Annotated in this window: 22 protein-coding genes; 6 read left to right on the top strand and 16 right to left on the bottom strand. The window is 65.6% G+C overall.

Annotated elements, in window-relative coordinates; all coding sequences use genetic code 11:
* Positions 1 to 86 precede the first annotated feature (86 nt).
* The 4 genes from ASG25_RS17605 to ASG25_RS17590 all read left to right on the top strand — a co-directional run bounded on the left by ASG25_RS17605 (position 87) and on the right by ASG25_RS17590 (position 4,175).
* Positions 87 to 947, top strand: coding sequence for a MetQ/NlpA family lipoprotein (locus ASG25_RS17605; RefSeq protein WP_062476882.1), 861 nt, complete (start codon positions 87 to 89; stop codon positions 945 to 947).
* An 82-nt stretch (positions 948 to 1,029) separates the two neighbouring features.
* Positions 1,030 to 2,145, top strand: a complete 1,116-nt coding sequence (locus ASG25_RS17600; RefSeq protein ID WP_082480311.1) for a methionine ABC transporter ATP-binding protein — start codon at positions 1,030 to 1,032, stop codon at positions 2,143 to 2,145.
* Entirely contained in the window at positions 2,126 to 2,779 is a 654-nt protein-coding gene (locus tag ASG25_RS17595; protein ID WP_062476878.1) for a methionine ABC transporter permease, read from the top strand. The genes ASG25_RS17600 and ASG25_RS17595 overlap by 20 nt, the downstream gene beginning before the upstream one ends.
* A 70-nt stretch (positions 2,780 to 2,849) precedes the next feature.
* Positions 2,850 to 4,175 carry an LLM class flavin-dependent oxidoreductase gene (locus tag ASG25_RS17590; RefSeq protein WP_200942825.1) on the top strand — a complete coding sequence of 442 codons (1,326 nt, stop codon included), beginning with the start codon at positions 2,850 to 2,852 and terminating at the stop codon, positions 4,173 to 4,175.
* A gap of 19 nt (positions 4,176 to 4,194) precedes the next feature.
* Here the strand turns inward: ASG25_RS17590 and ASG25_RS17585 are convergent, their stop codons facing one another.
* The 9 genes from ASG25_RS17585 to ASG25_RS17545 form a co-directional block, all read right to left on the bottom strand.
* The gene (locus ASG25_RS17585; protein ID WP_062476872.1) at positions 4,195 to 5,742 is read right to left on the bottom strand and encodes a cation:proton antiporter; all 1,548 of its coding nucleotides are present in this window, start codon (positions 5,740 to 5,742) and stop codon (positions 4,195 to 4,197) included.
* 136 nt (positions 5,743 to 5,878) lie between these two features.
* Positions 5,879 to 7,030: a PHB depolymerase family esterase gene (locus tag ASG25_RS17580; RefSeq protein ID WP_062476868.1), complete on the bottom strand. Its 1,152-nt coding sequence runs from the start codon at positions 7,028 to 7,030 to the stop codon at positions 5,879 to 5,881.
* A 130-nt stretch (positions 7,031 to 7,160) separates the two neighbouring features.
* Positions 7,161 to 8,315 carry an amidohydrolase gene (locus ASG25_RS17575; protein ID WP_062476865.1) on the bottom strand — a complete coding sequence of 385 codons (1,155 nt, stop codon included), beginning with the start codon at positions 8,313 to 8,315 and terminating at the stop codon, positions 7,161 to 7,163.
* 78 nt (positions 8,316 to 8,393) lie between these two features.
* Positions 8,394 to 8,840: a Cu(I)-responsive transcriptional regulator gene (cueR, locus tag ASG25_RS17570; RefSeq protein ID WP_062476862.1), complete on the bottom strand. Its 447-nt coding sequence runs from the start codon at positions 8,838 to 8,840 to the stop codon at positions 8,394 to 8,396.
* Positions 8,837 to 11,347 carry a heavy metal translocating P-type ATPase gene (locus ASG25_RS17565; RefSeq protein WP_062476859.1) on the bottom strand — a complete coding sequence of 837 codons (2,511 nt, stop codon included), beginning with the start codon at positions 11,345 to 11,347 and terminating at the stop codon, positions 8,837 to 8,839. The genes cueR and ASG25_RS17565 overlap by 4 nt, the downstream gene beginning before the upstream one ends.
* A gap of 155 nt (positions 11,348 to 11,502) precedes the next feature.
* Positions 11,503 to 11,709, bottom strand: a complete 207-nt coding sequence (locus ASG25_RS17560; protein WP_062476856.1) for a heavy-metal-associated domain-containing protein — start codon at positions 11,707 to 11,709, stop codon at positions 11,503 to 11,505.
* A 71-nt stretch (positions 11,710 to 11,780) separates the two neighbouring features.
* The gene (gene cysN, locus ASG25_RS17555; protein WP_082475846.1) at positions 11,781 to 13,298 is read right to left on the bottom strand and encodes a sulfate adenylyltransferase subunit CysN; all 1,518 of its coding nucleotides are present in this window, start codon (positions 13,296 to 13,298) and stop codon (positions 11,781 to 11,783) included.
* Positions 13,298 to 14,251, bottom strand: a complete 954-nt coding sequence (cysD, locus tag ASG25_RS17550; protein WP_062476854.1) for a sulfate adenylyltransferase subunit CysD — start codon at positions 14,249 to 14,251, stop codon at positions 13,298 to 13,300. Before cysD ends, cysN begins: the two co-directional genes overlap by 1 nt.
* 44 nt (positions 14,252 to 14,295) lie before the next feature.
* Positions 14,296 to 15,063 (bottom strand): phosphoadenylyl-sulfate reductase, encoded by a 768-nt coding sequence (locus ASG25_RS17545; protein WP_062476851.1) that lies wholly within the window; start codon positions 15,061 to 15,063, stop codon positions 14,296 to 14,298.
* A 350-nt stretch (positions 15,064 to 15,413) separates the two neighbouring features.
* Between ASG25_RS17545 and ASG25_RS17540 the strand changes: the two genes are divergently transcribed.
* Positions 15,414 to 16,067, top strand: coding sequence for a helix-turn-helix transcriptional regulator (locus ASG25_RS17540; RefSeq protein WP_062476848.1), 654 nt, complete (start codon positions 15,414 to 15,416; stop codon positions 16,065 to 16,067).
* A 6-nt stretch (positions 16,068 to 16,073) separates the two neighbouring features.
* Here the strand turns inward: ASG25_RS17540 and betA are convergent, their stop codons facing one another.
* The 5 genes from betA to ASG25_RS17515 form a co-directional block, all read right to left on the bottom strand.
* Positions 16,074 to 17,729, bottom strand: coding sequence for a choline dehydrogenase (betA, locus tag ASG25_RS17535; RefSeq protein ID WP_062476845.1), 1,656 nt, complete (start codon positions 17,727 to 17,729; stop codon positions 16,074 to 16,076).
* 248 nt (positions 17,730 to 17,977) lie between these two features.
* Positions 17,978 to 19,441: a betaine-aldehyde dehydrogenase gene (gene betB, locus ASG25_RS17530; protein WP_062476842.1), complete on the bottom strand. Its 1,464-nt coding sequence runs from the start codon at positions 19,439 to 19,441 to the stop codon at positions 17,978 to 17,980.
* Positions 19,442 to 19,478: 37 nt separating this feature from the next.
* Entirely contained in the window at positions 19,479 to 21,020 is a 1,542-nt protein-coding gene (gene betC / locus ASG25_RS17525; protein WP_277996169.1) for a choline-sulfatase, read from the bottom strand.
* Positions 21,017 to 21,628: a transcriptional regulator BetI gene (gene betI / locus ASG25_RS17520; protein ID WP_062476839.1), complete on the bottom strand. Its 612-nt coding sequence runs from the start codon at positions 21,626 to 21,628 to the stop codon at positions 21,017 to 21,019. Before betI ends, betC begins: the two co-directional genes overlap by 4 nt.
* 138 nt (positions 21,629 to 21,766) lie before the next feature.
* Positions 21,767 to 22,777, bottom strand: coding sequence for an asparaginase (locus ASG25_RS17515; RefSeq protein ID WP_062476836.1), 1,011 nt, complete (start codon positions 22,775 to 22,777; stop codon positions 21,767 to 21,769).
* Between the two features lie 148 nt (positions 22,778 to 22,925).
* On the opposite strand from ASG25_RS17515, the gene ASG25_RS17510 reads away from it, so the two are divergent.
* Positions 22,926 to 23,663 (top strand): DUF3750 domain-containing protein, encoded by a 738-nt coding sequence (locus ASG25_RS17510; RefSeq protein WP_062476834.1) that lies wholly within the window; start codon positions 22,926 to 22,928, stop codon positions 23,661 to 23,663.
* A gap of 419 nt (positions 23,664 to 24,082) precedes the next feature.
* Here the strand turns inward: ASG25_RS17510 and ASG25_RS17505 are convergent, their stop codons facing one another.
* Both ASG25_RS17505 and ASG25_RS17500 read right to left on the bottom strand, forming a co-directional pair.
* Positions 24,083 to 25,081, bottom strand: coding sequence for an NAD(P)H-quinone oxidoreductase (locus ASG25_RS17505; protein ID WP_062476831.1), 999 nt, complete (start codon positions 25,079 to 25,081; stop codon positions 24,083 to 24,085).
* 120 nt (positions 25,082 to 25,201) lie between these two features.
* On the bottom strand, positions 25,202 to 25,861 hold the full coding sequence (locus tag ASG25_RS17500) for a glutathione S-transferase family protein (protein ID WP_062476829.1): 660 nt from the start codon (positions 25,859 to 25,861) through the stop codon (positions 25,202 to 25,204).
* Between the last annotated feature and the right edge of the window lie 46 nt (positions 25,862 to 25,907).

Here is a 25,907-nt window from a genome sequence, read left to right as displayed (position 1 = left end):
TCCTTCGTTGCTTCATCGGTCGGCATTTGCAATTTTTCAGGGCAGTTATCCGGCATCCTCCTCCCAAGACTGAAAGCAGACCCGTCATGACGAAAACCTTGAACCTCCTCATCGAAAAGACAAGCCTGACCCGGCGCGCCGGCCTTGCGCTGGCCGCATCTGCGGTCGCCGCCGCCTTTGTTTCCGCCTCCCTCGCACTGGCGCCGACACCGGTTTTTGCGCAGGACAAGACGTCCGTGAAGGTCGGGATCATGAGCGGCGAGGATGAGGACGTCTGGCGCGTCGCCGTTGCAGAAGCCGGCAAGAAGGGTCTCTCCGTGGAGACTGTCGTCTTCAACGACTATACCCAGCCGAACGAGGCTCTGGAGCGCGGCGAGATCGATGCGAACGCCTTCCAGCATCTTCCCTATCTCGAAAACCAGATCCAGCAGCACGGCTACAAGATCGTCCCGGCCGGCTTCACGGCCGTCTGGCCGATCGGCGTCTACTCGCGCAAGGTATCCAAGATCGCGGACCTTCCCGAGGGCGCGGTGGTCGGCGTGCCGAACGATCCGTCGAACGAAGGTCGCGCCTTGCTCGTGCTGCAGACCGAAGGCCTGATCAAGCTGAAGGAGGGGACCGGCATCCTTGCGACCATCACCGATATCGCCGAGAACCCGAAGAACATCGAGATCAAGGAACTGGACGCCGGCATCGTCGGGCGTTCGATCGACGATCTCGATGCGGCCGTCGTCAACACGGACTGGGCGCTGAAAAGCGGCCTGACGCCGGAAAACCGGATCGCCCAGGAGGCTGTGGACGGCAATCCCTACCGCAACTTCATCGCGGTCAAGGAAGACCAGAAGGATGCGCCCTGGGTGAAGACGCTGGTCTCCGCCTACCAGAACGATGCCGTGAAGGCGGAGTTCGACCGTGTCTACAAGGGCACGGGCACCAGCGCCTACTGATCCGAACGGCATCAGGAACAGAAAACGGCTCGCGGCCTGGTTGCCGCGAGCCGTTCGCCTTTGCGGCGGGAAGGACAGGACAATGACAAGGATTGCCAGCGCGGAGACCCGCAGCATTCCGGCAGACGGAGGGCCATCTCCGGTGCCGCATGCCGGGCATGGGGCAGACAGGGCTGCTGACGTGCCCGTCGTTCGGCTCGACGGCGTGGTCCGGCATTTCGGCGGAACGGCTGCGCTGGACGGAATCTCGCTCTCGGTGCGCAAGGGCGAGGTGGTCGGCATCATCGGTCGCAGTGGGGCCGGAAAATCGACGCTGATCCGCTGCCTGAACGGGTTGGAGCGCCCGGACCGCGGCACGATCGCGATTGAGGGCCGCGATATCACCGGCCTTTCCGAGGCCGAGCTGCAGCCGTTGCGGCGCCGGATCGGCATGATTTTCCAGCATTTTAACCTTCTCTCGGCCAAGACCGTGGCCGAAAACGTCATGTTGCCCCTGAAGATCGAGGGCATGTCCCGCGCGGAGCGTCGGGAGCGCGCCGCCGAGCTGCTGGAACTCGTCGGCCTGTCGGCAAAGGCCGATGCCTATCCGTCCGCGCTCTCCGGCGGGCAGAAACAGCGGGTGGGAATCGCCCGGGCGCTCGCCGCACGACCGGCCCTTCTGCTTTCCGACGAAGCCACGTCCGCGCTCGATCCGGAAACGACGGCGTCGATCCTCGCGCTCCTCAAGGATATCAACCAGCGTCTCGGCCTGACGATCCTCCTCGTCACCCATGAGATGGAGGTCGTGCGCGGCGTTGCCGATCGCGTGGCGGTGATCGACGCCGGGAAGATCGTGGAGGACGGCCCGGTCTGGTCGGTGTTCTCCGCTCCCAAGGCCGCCACGACCCGGAGCCTCCTCGGCGCCATCCGTCCCGACCTGCCGCCGGCCATCGTGGCCGAACTTGCAGCGCGCGGCGAGCGCGTGCTCGGTGTCGATCTGGTCGGGCCGGAGGCCGCGACGCTGCTCGCCGCATTGTCCATCGAGCTCAAAGCGCCCGTTCGCCTCGTGCATGGCGGCATCGATCACATCCAGGGGCAGTCGGTCGGCCGCTTCTTCATCACGCTTCCTGCCGGCGCCGCCCTGCCGCAGGCGATCGCATTCCTGACGCGCCACGGCGCCCATGTGGAGACCACGGGTCATGTCCCCGATCATGTTTGATCTTCTGCTGCGGTCTCTGTGGGAGACCGTCCTGATGACGCTCGCCTCGGGCATCATCTCGCTGGTCGCAGGCCTGCCGCTCGGCCTTGCGCTCGTCATGACCGGCAAGGGCGGCATTTCGGAGAACCTCTGGGTCAACCGTGTGCTGGGCGCCGTGGTCAACGGGTTCCGCTCCGTGCCGTTCATCATTCTTCTGGTCGCGCTCATCCCCGTCACGCGCTTCATCGTCGGCAGTTCGATCGGCACCTGGGCCGCGATCGTGCCTCTGTCCATTGCCGCCACGCCCTATTACGCGCGCATCGCCGAGGTCTCCCTGCGCGAGGTGGATCGCGGCCTGATCGAGGCGGTGCGGTCGATGGGCGGCAATCGCTGGACGATCGTGCGGGAGGTGCTGCTCCCCGAAGCGCTGCCCGGCATCGTCGCCGGCTTCACGGTCACGCTCGTCACCCTGATCGGGGCCTCGGCCATGGCCGGCGCCATCGGCGCGGGCGGGCTCGGCGATCTTGCGATCCGCTACGGCTACCAGCGCTTCGAGACCTCGGTCATGGTGGCGGTCGTCGTCGTGCTCATCGTGCTGGTCTGCGCGATCCAGTGGATCGGCGACCGTCTGGTCGATCGCCTGGACCATCGTTGAGCGACGGCTGACCGGCGCGCCGTTCTTTTCCTGACCCGGACCATGCCGGGATGAACCGAGGGCAATATCCATGACGAAGCAGATGCATCTCGGCGCCTTCATGCGGCCTGTCAGCCTGCACACCGGCGCGTGGCGTTATCCGGGCGCTGCCCCGGATGCGAATTTCAGCTTCAAGCACCTGAAGCATTTTGCGCAGACATTGGAAGCGGCAAAGTTCGATGCTTTCTTCATGGCCGACCATCTGGCCGTCCTCAACATGCCGGTCGAGGCGTTGAAGCGGAGCCACACGGTGACCTCGTTCGAACCCTTCACGTTGCTCTCGGCACTCGCTGCCGTGACCGAGCGGATCGGGCTGGTCGCCACGGCTTCCACCACCTTCGACGCGCCGTACCACATCGCTAGGCGGTTCGCCTCGCTCGACCATATCAGCGACGGCCGGGCCGGATGGAACATCGTCACCACCTCCAACCCCGATGCCGCGCTCAATTTCGGTCTCGAGGAGCATGTGGAGCACAGCGAGCGTTATCGACGGGCGCGCGAGTTCTTCGATGTCGTCACCGGACTTTGGGACAGTTTCGCCGACGATGCCTTCGTGCGCGACCAGGAGAGCGGGCTGTTCTTCGACCCGGAAAGACTGCACGTTCTCGCCCATCAGGGTCCGAGCCTTACCGTGCGCGGGCCGCTCAACATCGCCCGCCCGCCGCAGGGCTGGCCCGTCATCGTGCAGGCAGGACAATCGGAGCCGGGACGCCAGCTTGCGGCGGAAACGGCCGAGGTTATCTTTGCCGCGCCGCGCGATCTGCAGGGCGGGCAGGAACTCTACGCCGACATCAAGGGGCGGCTCCATGCGCTTGGCCGTTCGCGCGACCATCTGAAAATCCTCCCTGCCGCCTTCATCATCATCGGCGACACGGTCGAGGAGGCGCGGCAGAAGCGCGCGCTGCTCGACAGCCTGGTGCACTTTGAAAGCGGGATCGCATCTCTTTCGATCGCGCTCGGGGTCGACGCATCCGGCTTCGATCTCGATCAGCCGCTGCCGCAGGAACTTCCCGAGACGAATGCCAGCAAGACGGGACGCCAGCAGGTATTGCGGCTGGCGGAAACCGAAAAGCTGACGGTGCGACAGCTCGCGCAGCGTTATGGCGGCTATTCGGGTCTCGCCTTCGTCGGAACGCCGGCAAGCGTCGCCGACGACATGGAGACCTGGATCGACGCGGAAGGATCGGACGGGTTCAACGTCGTCTTTCCCTACCTGCCGCAAGGGCTCGACGACGTGGCCCGACGGCTTGTTCCCGAGCTTCAGAGGCGCGGCCGCTTCCGCCGGGACTACGAGGGCACGACATTGCGCGACCATCTCGGCCTGCCGCGTCCGGACAACCGGTTCTTCCCGCGCTGAGATCCCTGCCGAGAAGAGGCTACGTCTCCTCGATGCGCCGTTCATCGTCGGGAAGGACGGCCAGCTCGCGCCAGTCGATCTCCTCGAGAAGAAGATTGTACTCGTCGACGTTCAGCCGATTGCTGGTTCGAAGCCGTTCCAGCGCCTTGCGCTGGGCGTCGATCGCTTCCAGGGCGAGGGTGCGATAGGTTCGGAGCGCATCGGCACCCGCGGTATTGCCTCCCCGCGTGTCGATCAGCGCCGCGCGCTCGATAGCGAACTTGTTGCGCACGAGCTCGGCCTCCGGCCCCGAGCGATCTTCGATCCGCTCAAGCCCGGCCGAGGCGATCTCCAGTCGGAAATCGGTCATGTCGCGGGCGCCCTGTTCGCGCTGGTCGAGGCCAAGCAGCCGGATCAGCGGCGCAAGCGTCAGCCCCTGCAGCACGAGGGTGGCCAGAACCACGGCGAACGCCGCAAGCACGACGAGGTCACGCTGCGGAAAATCGGACGGCAGCGCGAAGGCGGTGGCCAGCGTGACGAGGCCCCGCATGCCGCACCAGGCTGCGAGCACCGACTGACGCACGTTCGTTTGCTCCTCGACGCTCAGAAGAGCGTTTCGAAGGCGGTTGAAGCCGATGCAGATGACGAAGCGGACAAGGACGACGGTCGCGACGACGGCGGCGATGAAGCCGGAGACGTGGATCAGCCGGTCGCTCGTCATGCCGCCGAGGATATCGCGCACCTGCATGCCCATCAGCAGGAAGGCCATGACGTTCAGCACGAAGACCACGGCACTCCATACGGCATAGGACTGGACGCGCATGCGGGCGGACGAGCGGCTGGTGCTGCTGGCAGCCGCGGTCATGGCGAAGGCGACGATGGCAAGCACGGCCGACAGGCCAAGTCGCTCGGCGAGGATCCAGAGCAGGAACGTCTGGACGAACTGCAGCAGGTTGCCGCCGAGCGTGCCGGCGACATAGGTCGTGACGCGCGCCGTGGCCCAGGCCGTGGCTATGCCGAGCAGAATGCCGCCCGGTGCGGCGATGGCGAAGTGTAGCGCGACCGCCGGTCCGAGCCCACCCGATGTCTGCACCGAGAGGGCCGCGCCGAAGATCAGGAGGGCAGCGGCATCGTTGAACAGGCTTTCGCCGCGCAGGACGGCATCCGTACTGCGCGGAATGGACATGCCGGACAGCACGGCGGTTGCGGCTGCCGCATCCGGCGGCGCGACGATCGCGCCGAGGACGAGTGCTGCGGCGACCGGCAGACCGGCATAGAGCGAGCCGACGACGGCGACAGCGACGGCGGTGGCCGCCACACCGCCCACGGCAAAGACGATCAGCGCGACCCAGTAGCGGCGCGCGGTGTTGACGGGGAAGTCGAACGCGGCGTCCATGAGGGCGGGGGCGATGAAGAGCGCGAGCGCGGTCTCGGGCTCGAGCGCGATATAGGGCACGCCCGGCACGACGGCGGCGGCCACGCCGGCCATGGCGAGCATGGAGGGATAGGGCACCGACAGGCGACGCGACACCTGCAGAAGCGCAATCGCCACAAGAAGAAGGACGAGGAGGCTCTCAAAAAAATTCATCGATTGCGCTTCATTCCCTGAAGAACGTGCCGGCATCATGCCGTCCGGGCGGCAACCTTGCCTCAGCGCCGGGGATCGGTCCAGAGCGGGAAAAGCCGGAAGCGGGCTTTCCGTCGCTGCATCGAGCGTAAGCCGTCTATTTCATAAGGCCTGCCGCGCGCAGGGCTGCCTCGATGACGTCCTTGACGCCTTCCGGCCTGCCGGCACCTGTGGGGGTGGCGGCGGCGGCGGCGGGCGCCGCTTGATCACGCCCGGCATGTCCGGTGCGGGACGAGGTTGCGGGAGAGGTCGCCTTTGGGGCATGTGTCGCCTGCGGGCGCTGCGTCGTCCGGTCGAACGAAGCCGCGATTCCCCAGCTGCGCGCAATATGGAGGGTGGAGGAAATTCCGACTTCCAGCATATAGGGTGCCGCCTCGCCATAGCCGCTCTGGGTGTCGAGGGGCGTGCCATGGCCCATGCCGCGCACGAGGAAGAGATCGAGAACCTCGCGCCCGGCACCGTCCACCCAGATGTGCCGCTCCTGGCCATCCACCGTTTCCACCCGTTCGGGACGCGCCGCGACGCCGAGTGCGCCGCGCCACTGGTCGATCAGCGCGCCGGCATTCCTGTCGGAAACGGTGCTGTCGGCCGTCCCCTGCCAGATGGAGATGGTCGGCCAGGGACCCTTGTGCGGCGATGCCGCGGCCAGCAGGGCCTGAAGCCTGTCGGCCTCCGGCAGGCCGTGGCCGCGCATACGGTCGAAGGCTTCCGGTACGGTGGTCGCCACGCCATGCGGCAGGCCGGCGATGATGGCGCCGCCCGCGAAGATTTCGGGATAGGTGGCCAGCAGGGAGTTCGCCATCGCTCCGCCGGCGGACAGGCCTGTCACATAGACCCGGCGCGCATCGACCCCGTGATCGGCGATCATGGTCGCGATCATTTCTCGGATCGACAGCACTTCGCCGGATCCGCGCGTCACGTCGGGCTTCTGGAACCAGTCGAAGCAGAGATTGCCGTTGTTGCTGCGCCTCTGCTCCGGGTAGAGCACGGCAAAGCCGTAGTCTTCCGCTAGGGCCGACCAGCCGGAGCCACGGTCGTAACCGGCCGCGTTCTGCGTACATCCGTGCAGCACGACGACCAGCGGCAGCGCGCCTTTCGGCTTTGACGGTTTACTGTACCAGCCGGTCAGCTCGCCCGGATTGCTGCCGGCGCGCCCGAGCGGCTGCAAGCTGGATGTGGCCGGCTGAAAGCCTTCCGGACGGGCGCGCAGGCGTGCCAAGCGCTCGATCGTGTCGGACAGTTTTCTCATGGTCGGTTTCTCATGGCCGTCTCCCGGCTCTGGGCCGGACCCCTGAATGTCGGGTGGCGCATGGTGCAGTGCACAACAGATGGGACGCCATCGTGGCGAGACAAGGGCCGCGCAGCCAATCCGGCTTTATTTACGACAATCCTAATATGTTGTCGACCGTGCGCAGGAAGATGCGCGCGCCCTGTTCGATCAGGATGTCAGGGAAATCATAATCGGGGTTATGAAGCGCGGGATGCGCCTCTCCGCTTCCCAGGAACAGCATGGCCGAGGGGCCGCAGGCGCCGAACCGGCCGAAGTCCTCCGACGCGCGGATCGGCAATCCTGTCGTGTCATGCGCCATGCCCTCGTCGGCAAGCGCCTGCTCGAGATGCGCAACCGCTTCCGGCGCGTTGTCGCAGTGATGGTAGATATCCTCGTAACGATAGGACAGGTTCAGTCCGTCCTCGCCGGCCACCTGCGCGATCACCGCTTCGGCGCGCGCACAGAGATCCGCCATGCCGGCATCGGTCAGGGTGCGCAGGGTCGCCCAGATTTCGGCACGGCCGGGCGCAATGCTGAAGGCCGGCTCGCCGAGAACCGCATGGGTCAGCGTGACCATGGCGAAATCGTCCGCGGGAAAGCGCCCGGTCGTCAGGTTCGTCAGCTGGGGCATGAGACGCGCGAGCGCCTGCATGGGAGACAGGCCTGTCTCGGGCATGGACGCATGCGCCGTCTTGCCGTCGAGAACAGCACAGAGGCCGCGCGAGGCGCAGTTGACGGGCCCGGAGGCGAGCGCGACATGTCCGAGCGGCAGGCCCGGAAGATTGTGCAGCGAAAAGGAGAGGTCGGGGCGGATCTCGTCGAAGACCGGATCGGCCATCACGGCGGCCGCACCCGCGCCGGTCTCCTCGGCCGGCTGGAACATCAGCACCACGCGTCCCCGCGAAGGTCGCCGCCGCGCAAGGCCGCGACCCAGCGCCGCGATGATCGCCATATGCCCGTCATGGCCGCAAAGATGCGCCTTGCCGGGCGTTCCGGAACGGTAGGCCGCTTCGGATATTTCGGGGATCGGAAGGGCATCGAGTTCGCAGCGGAACAGCAGCGTCGGCCCGGGCGCCTTTCCGGAAAAGACGGCCGCCACCCCGTGGCCGCCGAGACCGGTGAGGATGCGGTCCGGTTCGAGCACGGCGAGATGCGCCTGCACCCGCGCCGCCGTTTCCCGTTCCTCGCCCGAGAGTTCCGGATGCCGATGCAGGTCGTGCCGGAACGCCGTGAGGTCGGCCAGATCCGTGTGATCGAGAAACATGCTCATCCTTCCGCGCGAGTCGCAGTGGGATCTTATCGCGTGCAGGCGGCGCGGCAATGGTCAAGCTCGGGCAGACGGTCACCCGAGATGGGCGCGTCCGAAGCGGGACGCAGCGTCCGGAAGGTCTGTCTCGGCCGGTGCGTCGGCGAAATCGTCGAGGATCGGGCAATCCGGACGGTGGTCTCCGTGGCAATGGCTGGCCAGATGCCGCAGCGTTGCCGTCATCGCCGCAATGGCGGCCGCCTTGCGATCGAGTTCGGCGATATGCTCCAGCGCGATCGCCTTCACGTCGCCGCTTGCCCGCCCGCGATCCTGCCAGAGGGCCAGCAGCGTCTTCATCTGGTCGACTGAGAAACCGAGGTCGCGGGCGCGGCGGATGAAGCGCAGCGTATGAAGATCCGCGTCCGTATAGGTGCGGTACTGCGCTTCGCTGCGATGGGCGGGCGAAATCAGGCCGATCTGCTCGTAATAGCGGATCATCTTGGAAGATACGCCGGTGGCTTTTGCGGCTTGGCCGATGTTCACGAGGGCGTCCTTTCCACAGAGGCGGGCGGAGAAAAACTGCGCAGGCGCAGCGCATTGCCGAGCACGAAGACGCTGGAGAGGCTCATGGCGCCGGCGGCCAGCACCGGCGACAGCAACGTGCCATTGACGGGATAGAGTAGGCCGGCTGCCACCGGTACGAGACCGATATTGTAGGCAAAGGCCCAGAACAGGTTCTGGCGGATGTTGCGGATCGTCGCCCGGCTGATGGCGATCGCGCGGGGCACGCCGGCGAGATCGCCGGACATCAGCACGACGTCGGCGCTTTCCATGGCGATATCGGTGCCCGTTCCGAGCGCAATTCCGATATCCGCCTCCGACAGAGCGGGCGCGTCGTTGATCCCGTCGCCCACGAAGGCGACACGGGCCTCGCGGCGCAGGGCCTGCACCGCAGCGACCTTGCCGCCGGGCAGAACATCGGCCACGACCGCGTCGATACCGAGCGAACGGGCGACGGCCGTGGCCGTGCGGCGGTTGTCGCCCGTGATCATCACGACCTTCAGGCCCGCCGCCTTCAGGGCCGCAACGGCGGAGGCGCTGCCTGGCTTGACCGGGTCCGAGACGGCCATCACGGCTGCAAGCCTGCCGCCGATCGCCGCATAGATCGGCGACGTTCCGGCATCGCCGAACGTGACCGCCTGCGCCTGATATTCGGAAACGTCGACGCCGACGTCGCGCATGGCGCGATCGGAGCCGATCAGCACGGCCTCTCCGTCGATCGTGCCCCTGACACCCGAGCCGGGAAGGGCCTCGAAATCGGTGACATCGGCCGGCACGAGGCCTTCCCGTTGCGCGGCGGAAACGATGGTCGCGGCGATCGGATGTTCCGAGCGGATCTCGAGACCGGCGACGCGTCGCAGCACGTCCGCGCGGTCAAAGCCCGGTGCCAGCACGAACGAGGTGAGCTCCGGCTTTCCCTGTGTGAGCGTTCCCGTCTTGTCGAAGGCGACGATTCCCACGTCGCGCAGACCTTGCAGGGCGTCGCCCCTGCGGAAGAGGATGCCGAGTTCGGCGGCGCGTCCGGTGCCGACCATGATCGAGGTCGGTGTCGCCAGACCCATGGCGCAGGGGCAGGCGATGATCAGGACGGCAACGGCGTTGATCATGGCGTGGCCGAGCACGGGCGCCGGTCCGAAGACGAGCCATGCCGTGAAGGTCAGCAGGGCGGCAGCGAGAACGGCGGGTACGAACCGCGCGGTGATCCGGTCCACCGTCGCCTGGATCGGCAGCTTTGCGCCCTGTGCCGTCTCCACCATGCGGATGATCTGGGACAGAAGCGTATCCGCACCCGTTTTCGTCACGCGGAAGGTGAAGGTTCCCGTGCCATTGATCGTGCCGCCAACGACGGCCGCGCCTTCGGCAATCGCAACGGGCAGGGGCTCGCCCGTGATCATCGACTGGTCGACCAGAGAGCGGCCTTCCTTGACCTCGCCATCGACGGGAATTTTTTCGCCGGGCCTGATCAGCACCCGGTCGCCCGGCTTCACTGTCCCGATCGGGATTTCCACGATGCCATCCGCGTGGATCACCCGTGCCGTTCTTGCCTGAAGGCCCATCAGCCGGCGGATCGCCTGACCGGTACGTCCTTTCGCCCGGGCTTCGAGCATCCGGCCGAGCAGGATCAGCGTGACGATCACGGCCGCCGCCTCGAAGTACACGTTGTCGGTGCCCGGCGGCAACGCGGTGGGCAGGAAGGTCGCGACGACCGAATAGGACCAGGCGGCCGTGGTGCCGAGCACGACAAGCGCATTCATGTCGGGTGCGAGACGCAGCAGGTTGGGCACGCCCTTGCGGAAGAAGGGAAGGCCGGGGCCGAATAGAACCAGCGTCGCCAGCACGAACTGCAGGCGGCGGCTTCCCGCCATCCCGAGCGTCGACAGCACCCCGTCATGGATGGCCGGCACGAGGTGCGAGCCCATCTCGAGAAGGAACAGCGGCAGCGTGAGCACCGCGGCCAGGAGGAACGCGCGGGCAAGCCGCCTTGCCTCACGCGTCTGGCGATCGCCGGCTTCGTCCACAGGGTCTGCGGCGTTTCCCTCTGCCGGGGACCGCAGATGATAGCCTGCCGTGTTCACGGCCGCCTCGATTGCGGCGATCTCCGTGCCCTCCAGCAGGCGGACGGTCGCTGTTTCCGTTGCGAGATTGACGTCTGCCGCCTGCACGCCGGGTACCGCGGCCAGGGCCTTCTCGACGCGGGCAACGCAGGAGGCACAGCTCATGCCTTCGATGGGAAATGCATGCGTGGCGAGCCGCGGTGCATACCCCGCGGCTTCGATCGCGGCGACCATGGCCGTCGGTGCGAGGTCGGCGGCATGCGTCACCGTCGCCCGTTCGGTTGCAAGGTTGACGCTGACCTCGATCACCCCGGGGACAGCGGCAAGAGCCTTCTCGACGCGCGCGACGCAGGAGGCGCAACTCATCCCCTCAACGGCAACGGTCGTCGTCGTGGAGGTGGTCACGGGCTTGTGGAGAGACGTATGCGCCGTCATCGGGAAGGCTCCCTGTTGTCATCTGCCGATATAGGTAGGCCTTCCCATCATGGGAAGGTCAAGGGCGTTGCACCGTGTTTGCCGGTGACCGGAAGCGGACGGACGCAGGGCGGAAACGCGCGGCTGGCGAAAGGACAGGCAAAAGCCCGCGGGGATCAGCGCGGCGCGCGAAGATGCGGGGTGTAGCCGGCCGCCGTGATGGCCTCGGCGATCTCGTGGGCGCTTGCGGCCGTTTCCACGTCCGCTGTCTTTGCGGCAAGATCGATGCGGATCGTGGCGCGGGCGTCCACGCGATGCACCGCGCCTTCGACCGTGCTCTTGCAGTGGCCGCAGGTCATGTCGGGAATATCAAACGCAATCATGGGGACGTCTCCTTTTCAGATACGTCCCCATGATAGGGCTTCCAACGATGGGAAGGTCAAGGCTGCATCGACTATCCGTCGAGCGTGTCGAGGAGGTCCTGTGCCCGACCGGCCGAGAGGCGGCGAACGTCGAGTTCGTCGCGGCGACCGGCAAGAAGATCGCTGGCAAGAATCCGGTCTGCGAGATCGGCCGGCAGCGAGAGAAGAACACGCGTCTCATCCGTGTGGATGCCGCCGAGGGACGAGCGCTTGCCCGTGATCATGCCGCCCGCCACCGTGTTGTTGGTGTCGGGGTCGATCAGGATGAACGCACCCGTCGTCCGGTTCTGCTCGTAGGCGTCGAACATGGCCTGCTCGTCGAAGGCGAGATGAACCTTGCCGATGGCGTTCATCGACAGCGCTTCGGACGGACCCCACTTGCCGCTCTTCAGATCGAGCTGGCTTACCGGCTCGACGCTGACGCGCTGGCGGCGAGAGCCGCTCTTCAGCCAGTAGCGCTTGTTCGGCTGGATCCCGTCCGGCTGCAGGGCCACGATCTGCGCATCGAAGGCAACCCCGGTCTGTGGCTGGCTGTCGATGGCGACGATCATGTCGCCACGCGAGACGTCTACCTGGCGGTCGAGCACGAGGGTGATCGCGTCGCCGGTGACCGCCGCATTGCGGACGAGGTCGAAGGTGACGATCTTGGTCACGTTGGCGACCATGCCGGAGGGAAGGATGACGACGCTGTCGCCCGGCTTGACCGAGCCGCCGGCAACGGTGCCCTGATAGCCCCGGAAGCTTTCGCCCGGGCGCGAGACGCGCTGGACCGGCAGGCGGAAGCCGGTCGTCTGGCCGGAGCGCACGGTGGCGAGCTCCAGAACCTCGACCAGCGTCGGACCTTCGTACCAGGGCATGGAGGCGCGACCGTCATAGACCACGTTCTCGCCTTTCAGCGCCGAAACCGGGATCGCCGTGACCTGGCGGACGCCGAGCGAAAGGGCGAGTTCCCGGAAGTCGTGGCTGATCGCATCGAAACGGACACGGTCATAGCCGGTCAGGTCGATCTTGTTGACGGCCAGCACGAATTGGCGAATGCCCATCAGCGTGGCGATCGTCGCATGGCGGCGTGTCTGCTCGAGCAGGCCGACGCGGGCATCGACCAGGAGGATGGCGAGGTCGGCAGTTGAGGCGCCGGTCGCCATGTTGCGCGTATACTGCTCGTGTCCGGGCGTGTCGGCCACGATGAAGGAGCGGTTCTCGGTCGCGAAATAGCGGTAGGCCACATCGATCGTGATGCCCTGTTCGCGCTCGGCCTGAAGACCGTCGAGGAGAAGCGCGAAATCCGGCAGGCCGAGGTCGTTCTGCTTGCCGCTGGAGTCGCGGGCCAGCGTCGCGGCCTGGTCTTCCTTGACCGCCTTGGTGTCCCAGAGCAGCCGACCGATCAGGGTGGACTTGCCGTCGTCGACGCTGCCGCAGGTGATGAGGCGCAATGGGCGACTGTCACGCGGGGCCCGGGCATCGGCTCCGGCGAAGGCCTTGACGTCGCCGGTCGTGCGCTGAGCATCCTGCAGGGTCGTGTGGCTGCCGGTGGAAGCGGAAACGGTCATCAGAAATATCCTTCGCGTTTTTTCTTCTCCATGGATCCGGACTGGTCCCGGTCAATGGCGCGGCCCTGGCGTTCGGAGACGGTCGCGGTCTCGAGTTCGGTGATGATGTCGTCCAGCGTCGTGGCACTGGAGCGGATGGCGCCCGTCAGGGGGAAACAGCCGAGCGTGCGGAAGCGGATCTGCTCCATGCGCTTGGCCTCGCCGGGCAGCAGCTCCAGCCGCGGATCCTCCGCGAGGATCATCATGCCGTCGCGCTCCACGATCGGGCGTTCCGCAGCGAAATAGAGCGGCACGATCGGGATTTCCTCGGCCTGGATGTAGCGCCAGATATCGACTTCGGTCCAGTTGGACAGCGGGAAGGCGCGAACGCTTTCTCCCTTGCGGATCATCCCGTTATAGACGTTCCAGAGTTCAGGACGCTGGTTGCGCGGATCCCAGCGATGATCGGGCGTGCGGAAGGAATAGATCCGCTCCTTGGCCCGGCTGGCTTCCTCGTCGCGCCGTGCGCCGCCGAAGGCCGCATCGAACCCGCCTGCATCCAGTGCCTGGCGCAGGCTTTCCGTCTTCATGATGTCGGTGTAGAGCGCGGAGCCGTGCGTGAAGGGCGTCACGTTCTCGGCCGCACCGCGCGGATTGATATGTTCGATCAGATCGAGGTCGTAGCGCTCGACGATCTCGTTGCGAAACGCGATCATCTCGGCAAATTTCCAGCCGGTGTTTACATGCAGCAGCGGAAACGGGACGCGGCCGGGATAGAATGCCTTGCGCGCAAGATGCAGGAGGACGGAGCTGTCCTTGCCGACCGAATAGAGCATGACCGGCTTCTCGAACTCGCCGGCCACTTCGCGGAAGATGTGGATGGCTTCGTTCTCGAGGGCCTTGAGATGCGGGTCGAGCGGGGGGCGGGCGCTCTGCGGATTGTGCAGTTCCGTTTCCGGAAGCGTCAGGGACATCGGGTCGTCTCCAGTCTTGTTCGGGCAGGGTCGGTCAGCGCGCGTCAGGCGGCGCTACCGGCCAAGGCCTTGGCATCGGGTATCGGCTGTGACGCGGCGTCCGCCACGTGCAGGCCGCATTCGCGGGTCTCGTCGTTTTCCCACCACCAGCGGCCGGCGCGCTCGGGTTCGCCGGGCTTGATCGCCCGCGTACAGGGCTCGCAGCCGATGGACGGGTAGCCGCGGGCATGCAGCGGATTGACAGGGATCGCTTCGGCCACGACATAGGCGCGGATCGTGTCGATGTCCCAGTCGGCCAGCGGATTGATCTTGATCAGGCCGCGGTCGAGATCGGCTTCGGCGAAGGGCGTGTCGGCGCGGTTTCCGGACTGACCGCGGCGCAGGCCGGTGATCCAGAACGTCGCTCCGGCAAGGGCGCGTGCGAGCGGCTTGACCTTGCGCACGCCGCAACAGGCGTGGCGCGCCTCGATGCTTTCGTAGAAACCGTTCAGGCCGTAGGTCGCGGCAAAGGCATCGACATCGGCCTGCTCCGGATGGAACCGCTTGATGAGGATCCCGTAGGTCTGTTCGGTGGTGTCGATCAGGGCCACCGTCTCGTTGAACAGCCGACCGGTCTCGAGCGTCGACACCTCGATGTCGAGCTTCGCCGTGCCGATGGCGGCCGTGATGACCTGATCCTCGATGCCGAGGCTGGTGGTAAACACGGCCCGGCCGTCGAGCGATGCGACCAGTGCCAGCCGCTCGCCGAGGGTGAGACATTCCAGCTGCCGGGCCAGCGCCGCGGCAGTTGTTTCAAGGGACATGGATGTCATGGGTTATCCTGTATGGTTCCCATCTTTATCGCAGCCATTCGTCATGAAAGACAGAAAAACGGATTTCCAATGATAGGCGATGGGAGCAAATATCACTCCGATCGCGGGGGATGTGGGAAAAGGCTGTTGCGTGGCCTTCGGCAGAGCGCGTCATCGATGGAGATGGGACGGGCTTGGCGCGATGCTTGGACAGAGCTTCAGACGGGCGCGTGGGTGCGGGAAGGATCGGGCCCTTGTCGCGCCGTTGGCAGCGCCTCTTCCCGCAGCGCCTCTTCCCAAGGTCCGCAAAATGATCCACGCTTGGACTGCGGCTTCTCCCGGGGGCGAAGGGCATGGCTTGACGATGGGGGATGCTTGATGACGCTGATCGGCTGCGGCCACATCTTTCACGGGCTGCCTTGCTGGCCGCCAAGCTGCAGCATCAGCGCGACGAGGCGGCTGTCCAGAGCCTGGGGCTCATTGGCGTCGCGGCGGCCATCGTCACCCTGCGAGGCGTCGTTCTCGCCGCCAACGACCCTTTTCTGTCGCATGACGGCGTTTCGATCTCGGCCTATAACCGGCTGCGGATCCAGTCGGCTTCCGCGGCTAAACTCCTGGATGCGGCGCTCGAGCGACTGGCGGCCGACGCTCTGCCTCTTGCGCCGATGTCGATCGCCGTGCCGGCTACAGAAAACGAGGCTTCCGTCGTGCTGCATGTCCTGCCGGTCAAGGGCCGTGCCCGCGACATTTTCGGTGCCACGACCGTTCTGGTGATCGTCACCGCGCTCGGGACGAAGACGCGACCGTCGGCGTCTCTGATCCGTGCCCTCTTCGATCTGACCCCCGCCGAAGCCCGCGTTGCCGAAGCGATCGTTGCGGGCCGCGACGAACTCGCGGCGTTGCAGGCGCTGGGCATCAGCTCGGGAACCGTGCGTACCCACGTCAAGTCCATCTTCCGGAAAACGGGCCTGAACAGCCGGCTCGAGCTTGTGCGCCTGCTCAGCACGATCGGACTGCCGGGATGACGCGTCTCACAAGCGGCGGTCGCTCGATGCCGCGCGTGGGTTGACCCACGGCTCCTGGTTCGAGCGGGGCAGAGGCTGCTTGCCGAGGATGTGGTCCGCGGCTTTTTCGCCGGTCATGATCGAGGGGCCGTTGAGGTTGCCATAGGTGACGTGCGGGAAGATCGAGCTGTCGGCCACGCGCAGGCCGTCGACCCCGATCACCCGGGTCTCGTGATCGACAACGGCGTTCGGGTCGTTGGCATCGCCCATGCGGCAGGTGCCGCAGGGGTGATAGGCGCTTTCCAGATGCTCGCGCAGGAACGCGTCGATCTCCGCGTCGCTGGCAACGCCTTCGCCGGGCTGGATCTCCGGACCGCGATAGGTGTCGAAGGCCGGCTGGCGGAAGATCTCGCGGGTCAGTCGCACGCAGTGGCGGAACTTCTCCCAATCCTCGGGGTGGCTCATGTAGTTGAAGCGGATCACGGGATCGGCTTTCGGGTCCGCGGACCTGAGCGTGACCGCGCCGCGCGATTTCGACAGGTTATAGCCGACGTGAACCTGGAAGCCGTGGCTCTTGGCGGCGGCCTTTCCGTCGTAGGAGATGGCCACCGGCAGGAAATGGTACTGAATGTCCGGCTGTTTCAATCCCGGTGCCGAGCGCAGAAAGGCGCAGGCCTCGAACTGGTTGGAGCTGCCGAGCCCCGTGCGCGTCATCAGCCATTGTGCGCCTGCGACACCCTGCCAGAACCAGGGCAGCCAGGAATAGAGCGAGACAGGTTTTGTCGAGACCTGCTGAAAGTAGAACTCCATGTGGTCCTGGAGATTGGCGCCAACCCCTGGTCGGTCTGCCTTCACCTCGATGCCCATCGACTGCAGATGCGCTGCGGGACCGATGCCCGAGAGCATCAGCAGCTTCGGCGAATTGAATGACGATGCGGAGATGATGATGTCGCGCTTTGCCTTGACGATCTCGATCGCGCCGCCGCGTTCGATCTCGACCCCGGTCGCGCGGCCGTTCTCGATGACGATGCGGCGCGCAAAGCCACGGACGAGGGAGACATTCGGCCGCTTCATGGCGGGGCGGAGATAGGCATTGGCCGCTGACCAGCGGCGTCCATTGTGGATCGTCTGCTCCATCAGGCCGAAGCCTTCCTGCTTGGAGCCGTTATAGTCTTCCGTCATCTCGAAACCGGCCTCGCTGCCGGCCTTGATGAAGGCGTGGAAGAGGGGGTTCTTGACCGGCCCGCGCCGCACGTGGAGCGGACCGTCGGTGCCCCGCCATCCTTCTTCGCCGCCATGCGAATGTTCCATCCGCTTGAAATAGGGCAGCACGTCGGCATAGGCCCAACCGCGTGCGCCGAGCGCTTCCCAGCGATTGAAATCTTCCGCATGGCCGCGCACATAGACGAGCCCGTTGATCGAGGACGAGCCGCCGATCACCTTGCCGCGTGGCGCGCTGATGCGCCGATTGTTGAGGTTCGGCTCCGGCTCGGAATAATAGCCCCAATTGTACCGCTTCATGCTCATCGGCCAGGCAAGCGCCGCCGGCATCTGGATGAACGGCCCGATATCCGATCCTCCGGCCTCGAGGACGATCACCGTGTTGCGGCCATCCTCGGAGAGACGGTAGGCAAGGGCCGAGCCGGCAGAGCCGGAGCCGACGATGATGAAGTCTGCGTCCATGATAATATCCTATCGCCCTGGGGAAAGACGGTCCGGCGAGTGCGCTGCCGGCAATGAAAGATCTCGCCGCCCAACGCTCCCGGAGTTGTGGTCGATGACCCGTTTTGCGGAAGGGACGAAACTCCGCCTTTCGAAGCGGTCCGGGACCGCTTCGACACCGACAGCCACAGGCGCGATGGTTCCCACCATGATGTGGCTCGCATGGTGACGGCCTTGACGGTCGAAGTCGTGCTCGAACGGGACGCCCATCAATAGGGCGCCTCGACCTTGCCCATCGCCACATAGACCGTCTTCAGCTCGGTATAATGCTGCAGGGCTTCCACCGAGTTCTCGCGGCCGAAGCCCGATTGCTTGGAACCGCCGAACGGGATTTCGACCGGGCAGAGATTGTAGGTGTTGATCCAGAGCGTGCCGGCTTCCAGCCGATCCACCACGCGGTGCGCACGGGCGATGTCGCGCGTGAAGACGCCGGCCGAAAGGCCGAATTCCGTGGCATTGGCGCGCCCGATCACCTCTTCCTCGTCGTCGAAATCCAGCACGCACATGACCGGGCCGAAGATCTCCTCGCGCGCGATCGTCATCGTGTCCGTCACATCGGCAAAGACGGTCGGCTGGATGTAGGTGCCCTCGGCGGGAACGTCGTTGGGGATCGCGCCGCCCGTGACGAGCGTTGCGCCTTCCGCCTTGCCGGTTTCGATATAGGCAAGCACCTTGTCGCGCTGCAGCTTCGAGACCATCGGTCCAAGCTGTGTCTCCTCGCTCAGGGGGTCGCCGATCACGATCTTTTCGGTGCGGTCCCGAAGGCCGGCCAGGAAACGGTCCTTGATGCCGTTCTGAACGAAGACGCGCGTGCCGTTGGAGCAGACCTGGCCCGTCGAATAGAAATTGCCGAGCATCGCGCCGCCGATCGCGCTGTCGAGATCGGCATCCTCGAACACGATCAGCGGTGACTTGCCGCCAAGCTCCATGGTGACATGCTTCAGCTGGCCCGCTGCTGCCGCTGCGACCTTGCGCCCTGTCGGCACCGAGCCGGTGAGCGACACCTTTCCCACATCCGGGTGGCCGACGAGCAGGGGCCCCGTGTCCCGGTCACCCTGTATGACGTTGAAAAGCCCCTTGGGCAGGCCGGCCTCGATGAGGATTTCGGCGATCTTCAAGGCACCGAGCGGCGTGTTTTCGGACGGCTTGAACACCATGGCATTGCCGGAGACCAGGGCCGGCGCCGCCTTCCAGCAGGCGATCTGCTGCGGATAGTTCCAGGCGCCGATGCCGACACATACGCCGATGGGCACGCGCTTCGTGTAAGCGAAATCGGCCCCGAGCGGAATGTGCGCGCCATTGAGTGCCGCCGCCGCCACGCCGCCGAAGAACTCGAAGCTGTCGGCGCCCGAGGTGGGGTCCGCGACGAGCGTTTCCTGGATCGGCTTGCCGGTGTCGAGCGTTTCCAGCTCCGACAGTTCGCGGTTGCGCGCCCGCATGATGTCCGCGGCTTTCTTCAGGATGCGGCCGCGCGCCGTCGGGCTCATGGCCGCCCATTCCGGCTGCGCACGCTTTGCCGCGGCCACCGCCTGCTCGACGATGGCGGGCGTTGCGGCGTGAAGCCTCGCGATGACTTCGCCGGTGGCGGGGTAGAGGCTGTCGAACGGCGTGCCGGCGCTGTCCTCGACATAGGCGCCATCGATGAAGTGGGATGCGTTCGGCTGGGCTCTCATCGGGTTTCCTTCGCGTGTGGTCTCAGGGGTCTCGGCTTCATTCGCCGCGCGGAAAGCGTTTCTGTTCTTCGAGCGTGTCGAGGTTCATGTGATTGCGCATGTAGCGCTCGGACGCCTTCTGCAGCGGCTGATGGTCCCAGGGGTAATAGGCGCCGTTGCGCAGCGCCTCGTAGACCACCCAGCGCCGGGCCTGGCTCTCGCGCACGGCGGCATCGAAACGGGGCATGTCCCAACGGGCCTCGCGCATCTGGCGGAAGGCCTCCAGCGTGGCCGCGATGGCAGCGGTCGGCGGAGACGCTGCGAGATTGTCGAGCTCGAGCGGGTCGGTCTCGAGATCGTAAAGCTGGTCGGGATCATCCGCACAGTGGACATATTTCCACTTGCCCTCGCGGATGGCGACAAGCGGGGAAATCGATCCTTCCGCGGCATATTCCATCAGCACGGGCGAGACGCGCTCCCCCCCGTTGATGACGGGCAGCAGGCTTTCTCCATCCGTCCAGGGCATGATCTCGTCCATCGAGATGCCGGCAAGGTCGCAGAGCGTGGGGGTGACGTCGAGATTGGAGACGGGGCCTGCGTGCAGGCCGGGCGTCACGCCGGGTCCCGCGATCATCAGCGGCACGCGGGCCGATCCCTCGAAGAAGTTCATCTTGAACCACAGGCCGCGTTCGCCCAGCATGTCGCCATGGTCAGAGCAGAAGAGGATCAGCGTGTTGTCCAGCTGGCGTGTCCGCTCCAGCGTGTCGATGAGCCGCCCGACCTTCTCGTCGATATAGGAAATGTTGGCGAAGTAGGCCTGGCGGGAGCGTCGGACATCGCTCTCCGTCACCATAAAGCTGTCATAGTCGCAGGCCGACATCAGCCGCTCGGCATGCGGGTCCTGCCGGTCGAGCATGCCGACCTCGGGCAGAAGGTGGTCGCAATCCGCGTAGAGATCCCAGAATTGCCGACGGGCCACATACGGATCGTGCGGATGGGTGAAGGAGGCCGCCACGCACCAGGGACGCCGGCCCGGTGCGCCCGCGTCGCGTGCAAGGTGATAGATCTTCTGTTCCGCGAGAAAGGCGACCTCGTCGTCATATTCCATCTGGTTGGTGATTTCGGCGACGCCCGCGCCGGTGACCGAACCGAGATTGTGGTACCACCAGTCGATACGCTCGCCCGGCTTGCGGTAGTCCGGCGTCCAGCCGAAATCCGCGGGATAGATGTCCGTCGTCAGGCGCTCCTCGAAGCCGTGCAGCTGATCCGGGCCGACGAAATGCATCTTGCCGGACAGAGCGGTGTAATAGCCAGCGCGTCGCAGATGATGGGCGAAGGTCGGGATGGAGGAGACGTATTCCGCCGCGTTGTCGTAGACGCCGGTGCGGCTTGGAAGCTGCCCGGCCATGAAAGACGCCCGGGCGGGCGCGCAGAGCGGCGACGACGTATAGTTGTTGACGAACCGGGCCGAGCGGGCCGCCAGGGCCTTGAGATGCGGTGCGTGCAGCCACGCCGCAGGCCCGTCCGGAAAAAGTTTCCCGTTGAGCTGGTCGACCATGATGATCAGGATGTTCGGCTTGCTGCTCTCGGCGGGGCTCACGCGGCGGCTCCATTTTCTCGGCGAAGGGCAATGCGGGCGAGTGCGGCATCGACGGTGTCCTCCGCCAACGCGATCGACCGCTCGGTTGTCAGCGGTGCGGCACCCAGTGCGCGGCGGATATAGAGCCCGTCGATCAGCGCGGCCGTCGCCTCGGCGATGCGGGCAGCCTCTGTCTTCGGACAGAGCTGCGACAGGCTGGCCGACAGGTTGGAGTGCAGCCGGCGGGCATAGAGCACCAGCAGTCGCCGGACGGCGTCCGAGCGCTGCGCCTCGCTGTAAAAGGCAAGCCAGGCCGCCACCGTTTCCGGCGCGAACTGCCCGGCATGAAAGCTGACGCGGATCAGGGCCGAAACGCGCGCGCGGGGATCTTCCACCTCGGCCAGCGCCGAGACCGTATCCCGCCGCAGGTCGCGCAGCAGCGAGCGCATGGTCTCGGTCAGAAGCTGGTCTTTGCTGCCGAAATAATGATGGGCAAGAGCGGGGGAGACGCCGGCGCGGCGGGCGATGTCCGACATGGTCACCGACAGCGTGCCCTGGTCTCCGATGGCGCTGATGGCAGCATCGACCAAGGCCTTTCGGCGCACCGGCTCCATTCCGACCTTCGGCATTCCGATCTCCCGTCGTCCGCCGCAGCTTGATTTTGGCAACGTAATGTCGGCAGACTAATTTTGATTGAGCCGTCAATCAAGAAAAAAGACGCGGGAAAGGGAGTTGTGCGCGGTGGGTTTTGCCGGCTTCCGGGCGCGTCAGGCGCGGCCGAAAGCCTCGGTCACCCTGACATCGCCGACATGCATGCCGTTCCAGTTGTGCATGGAGGTCGTCGCTTCCGCCAGCAACGCAGCCTCGATGTCAGGCTCGTCGCGGAAGAAGCGGGCGAGTGTCGCGGCGATCATGGATTCGGCGGCCCTGGTCGTGCCGTCCTCGCATTTCAGCGCAATGGCGATGCCCTGTTCCGGAAGGGTGGCGCAGAAGACGCCTTCAGCACCGGTCTTGGCGAAGATCCGGCCCGGTGCGATCTGCATGAGACGGGTGCAGGCGCGTTTCGTTCCCGCGACGTAAAAGGGCTCGGCCATGCAGGCGTCGATCAGCCGGCGTGCCGCCTTCGCCCGCTCCGGCCCGAGGCCCGTGCCCGTCGTCATCTTCGCAAAGCCATGGGCAAGCCCCTTCAGGGGCACGGCATAGGTGGGAATGGCGCAGCCGTCGATGCCGCAATTGTCGTGTCCCAGGGCGGCGCCGGTCAGGCTTTCCATCGCGTCACGAATCTCGCGCTGGATGAAGTGATCGTAGGCGATATAGCCTTCCGGATCGACGCCGGCATGGCAGGCGGCGCAGATGAAGCCGGAATGCTTGCCTGAGCAGTTGTTGTGCAGGGCGTTCGGCTTGTCCATTGCCCGGACCTGGTCGATCAGGACCGGCTGGGCGAAGGACCAATGCGCGCCGCATTCGAGCGTCGAGACGTCGCGTCCGGCGAGCGCCAGCATATCGGCGGCAAGGGCTGCATGTTCCGGCTCTCCATTGTGGGAAGAGCAGGCCAGCGCCAGCATCCGCTGATCGAGTCCGTAGGCGTCGGCGGCGCCTGTTTCGATGAGGGGCAGGGCCTGCATGGCCTTGCAGGCCGAACGCGGAAAGATGGCGGCGTCGACGTCACCGAGGGAGAAGACGGTCCGGCCATTGCCGTCTACGGCAATGACCATGCCGCGGTGACGGCTTTCTACGAGGGCGCCGCGCGTCACTTCCACCAATATCGGGTTCGTCATGCCAAAACCTCTCTTCGTCGCTGTTGTCTATCACATTTCGGTGCGGGTCTTGCGAAGCCTGCCCGTCACGACGATCTCTGTCCCAGAAGACGCCGCCTGCTGACCCTGCCATAGCCGATCGCGCTTCGGCGTCAAACCCGGACATTGCATGAATCTGATCCGCATTCTCCTGCTTGCCATTCTGGTCATCTATCTTCTTCCGGCCCTCGCCTCTGCCGGACTGTGGTACGTCAAGGACAGGCCGGAGAGCTGGCGCAATGCCGACTGGTCGTCGTCCGGGGTTCTGCCGAAAGCGACGGCGGATAGGGAAGCCGCCATCTATGTGCTGTCGGCGGCCACCGGCGGCTTGAAGGGGGCGGTGGCAAGCCATTCCTGGATCGTCACCAAAGCGGCCGGCGATCGGGTCTACAACCGGTATGACAAGGTCGGTTGGGGCACGCCCATTCGGCGCAACATGCGCGAGGCCGACGGCGCCTGGTATTCCAACCGGCCGAACATCGTGGTGGCGATCACCGGGGCCGAGGCGGCGCGGCTTCTTCCAGAGGTCGAAGCGGCCATCCAGTCTTACCCCTACGCCAAGCCGGGCGCCTATCGCATCTGGCCGGGACCCAACTCCAACACCTTCGTCGCGCATGTTCTGCGCACCGTGCCGGACCTCGGGGCTGTTCTGCCGCCCGATGCGGTCGGACGCGACTATCTTCCGGACGGCAAGCTTTTTTCGATCGATGCCGATGGTCGCGATGTCCACGCGACACTCTACGGCCTTCTCGGCGTTTCCGCCGGCGTGCGCAGCGGGTTCGAGCTGCACTTTATGGGGCTCGTCGCCGGCATCGATGTCGCGCGGCCGGCGCTCAAGATCCCGGCCTTCGGGCGGCTGGGCATATGACCGAGCTTGGCGATCATGTGTCACCGATGATGCGCCGTTCGTAGGCGCGATCAGGGCCGGCGACCTCCGGCGGAGACAGGGGTCTCTGCACGCATCACCAGAAACGGAAAAAGGGCCGCGTTAGCGACCCTTTCCACGAAATACGGCCCGTAATCGGCCCGGACTGGCTGCTGGCTCAGTCCGTAGAAGGAAGGCTCAGAGCGAGGGCTGCCTCGTTTCCGCAACCATGCTTCCCGTGTCCGTTACGAGTACCGAAATCTCATTAGACATTGGACCACCTTCCTTTCATTACGTTGAACATGAGGAAAAGATAGGTGATTTTCGGCAAAGCGCAAGTCCTAGTCCGACAAAACTTCCGTCCGCGGGATCACGAAGAATAACGCATGACGCGCAGACCGTGAGGCGTGCGGAAAGCGGGTTCAGAGCGTCAGCACGATCTTCCCGATATGGTCGCTTTCCTCCATCAGGCGATGGGCTTCCGCGACATTTGCGAAGGGAAGAACGGCGCTCATGACCGGGGCGACGGTGCCGTCGTCGAGCAGCGGCCAGACATTGTCCTCCAGATCGTCGCGGATGGCTTCCTTTTCCGTCGCCGTGCGCGGACGCAGCGCCGACCCCATCACCCGCAGGCGCTTGGAGAGGATCGGCGCGATATTGGCGTTTTCCACCTTGGCGCCGCCGAGGAAGGCGATGATGGAGAGCCGTCCGTCGGTCGCCAGGCATTGCAGGTTGCGGTCCAGATAGGCGGCGCCGATCATGTCGAGGATGACATCGACGCCCCGCCCGCCGGTTTCCGACAGGATGACCTCCTGGAAATCCTCCTCTTTGTAGTTGATGGCCCTGACGGCGCCGAGCGACACGCAGGCCTCGCATTTCTGGGCACTGCCGGCGGTCACGAACACCTGTGCCCCGAAGGCGCCGGCAAGCTGGATCGCCGTCGTGCCGATGCCGCTCGAGCCGCCGTGAATCAGGATGGATTCGCCTTCGACGAGATCGGCCATCTGGAACACGTTTGCCCAGACGGTGAAGAAGGTTTCCGGGAGGGCTGCGGCACGGGCGGCGTCGTAGCCGGTCGGCCAACGTAGTGCCTGCGTCGCCGGCACGCTGCAGAATTCGGCATAGCCGCCGCCATTGGCGAGCGCCGTGATCCGATCCCCCAGGGAGAAGCCTTCTGCCCCGTCGCCAATCGCGACGATCTCGCCGGCGACTTCGAGCCCGAGGATGGGGCTTGCGCCGGATGGCGCGGGATAAAGCCCCTTGCGCTGCATGACATCCGGCCGATTGATGCCGGCGGCCTCCACGCGCACAAGAAGATGTCCGGCCTCGAGATCCGGAAGAGGACCTTTGGCAAGAACCATGGTTTCCGGCCCGCCATGCGAGGGCAGGTCGATGAATGTCATGTGTGTCGGCAGCGGCATGGGAGCTCCTGTGCTTCGTCGCAGCTAGAGCTAGGGCATTCACCGGCACGGTCAAAGGCGAATAGGCGAAGGCGGTGCCCGAATGCGGATGGCGGATGCCGCCGGTCGGTGCAGCGACCGTCAGGCGGGCTCGTTTTCGCGGGCGGACATCATGTCCCGGAATGCGGCCCGCGACTGGCAGCGTTCGATCCAGCCCCGGACGCCCGGGTGCCTGTCGAACAGGGCCGTCTGGCTCTGGGCGTAACGAAACACTTCCGCCAGATTGAGGTCGGCCACCGTGAAGCGATCGCCGACGATGTAGGAGCGTCCCGCGAGGCGGGTTTCCAGCACGCCGAAGCGCGTTTCCAAGGCGTGCGTCGCGGCCTCGACGATGGCCCGGCCCCGTGCGGGTCCCTTCGGCTCGGCATCGTGGGCAAGCACGATCTTGACGGCGTGCGGCTCGACCTCGCTTGCAGCCCAGAGCGTCCAGTCGACGATTTCCGCGTCCTCCGTGGCATTGGCGGCGGCGAGCGGCCCACCATGCTTGCGGGCAAGGTAGAGGTTGTTGGCCAGCGATTCGCCCAGCACCAGCCCGTCATCCTCGATCGCGGGGATCGTGCCGCGGGGGTTGATGGCGAGATAGGCAGGCGACTGCGTGTTGAGCGGCGCCGTCTCCGACAACGGGTCGATCAGCCGCCGCGCCTGTATCACGGGGACGGACCGGAACGGCAGACCGAGTTCGCCCGCCATCCAGTAATTGCGCGATGCCCGCGATCGGTACACCCCGTAGATGGTCAGCATGATGCTCTCCGTTCCGGATCCAGCTTCCGATAGAACGCCCAGCCTG

It is taken from the genome of Rhizobium sp. Leaf384, assembly GCF_001424065.1.
Classification (GTDB): domain Bacteria; phylum Pseudomonadota; class Alphaproteobacteria; order Rhizobiales; family Rhizobiaceae; genus Ferranicluibacter.
The sequence above is the reverse complement of the archived record's forward strand: the minus strand, read 5'-3'. Positions and strand labels throughout refer to the sequence as shown.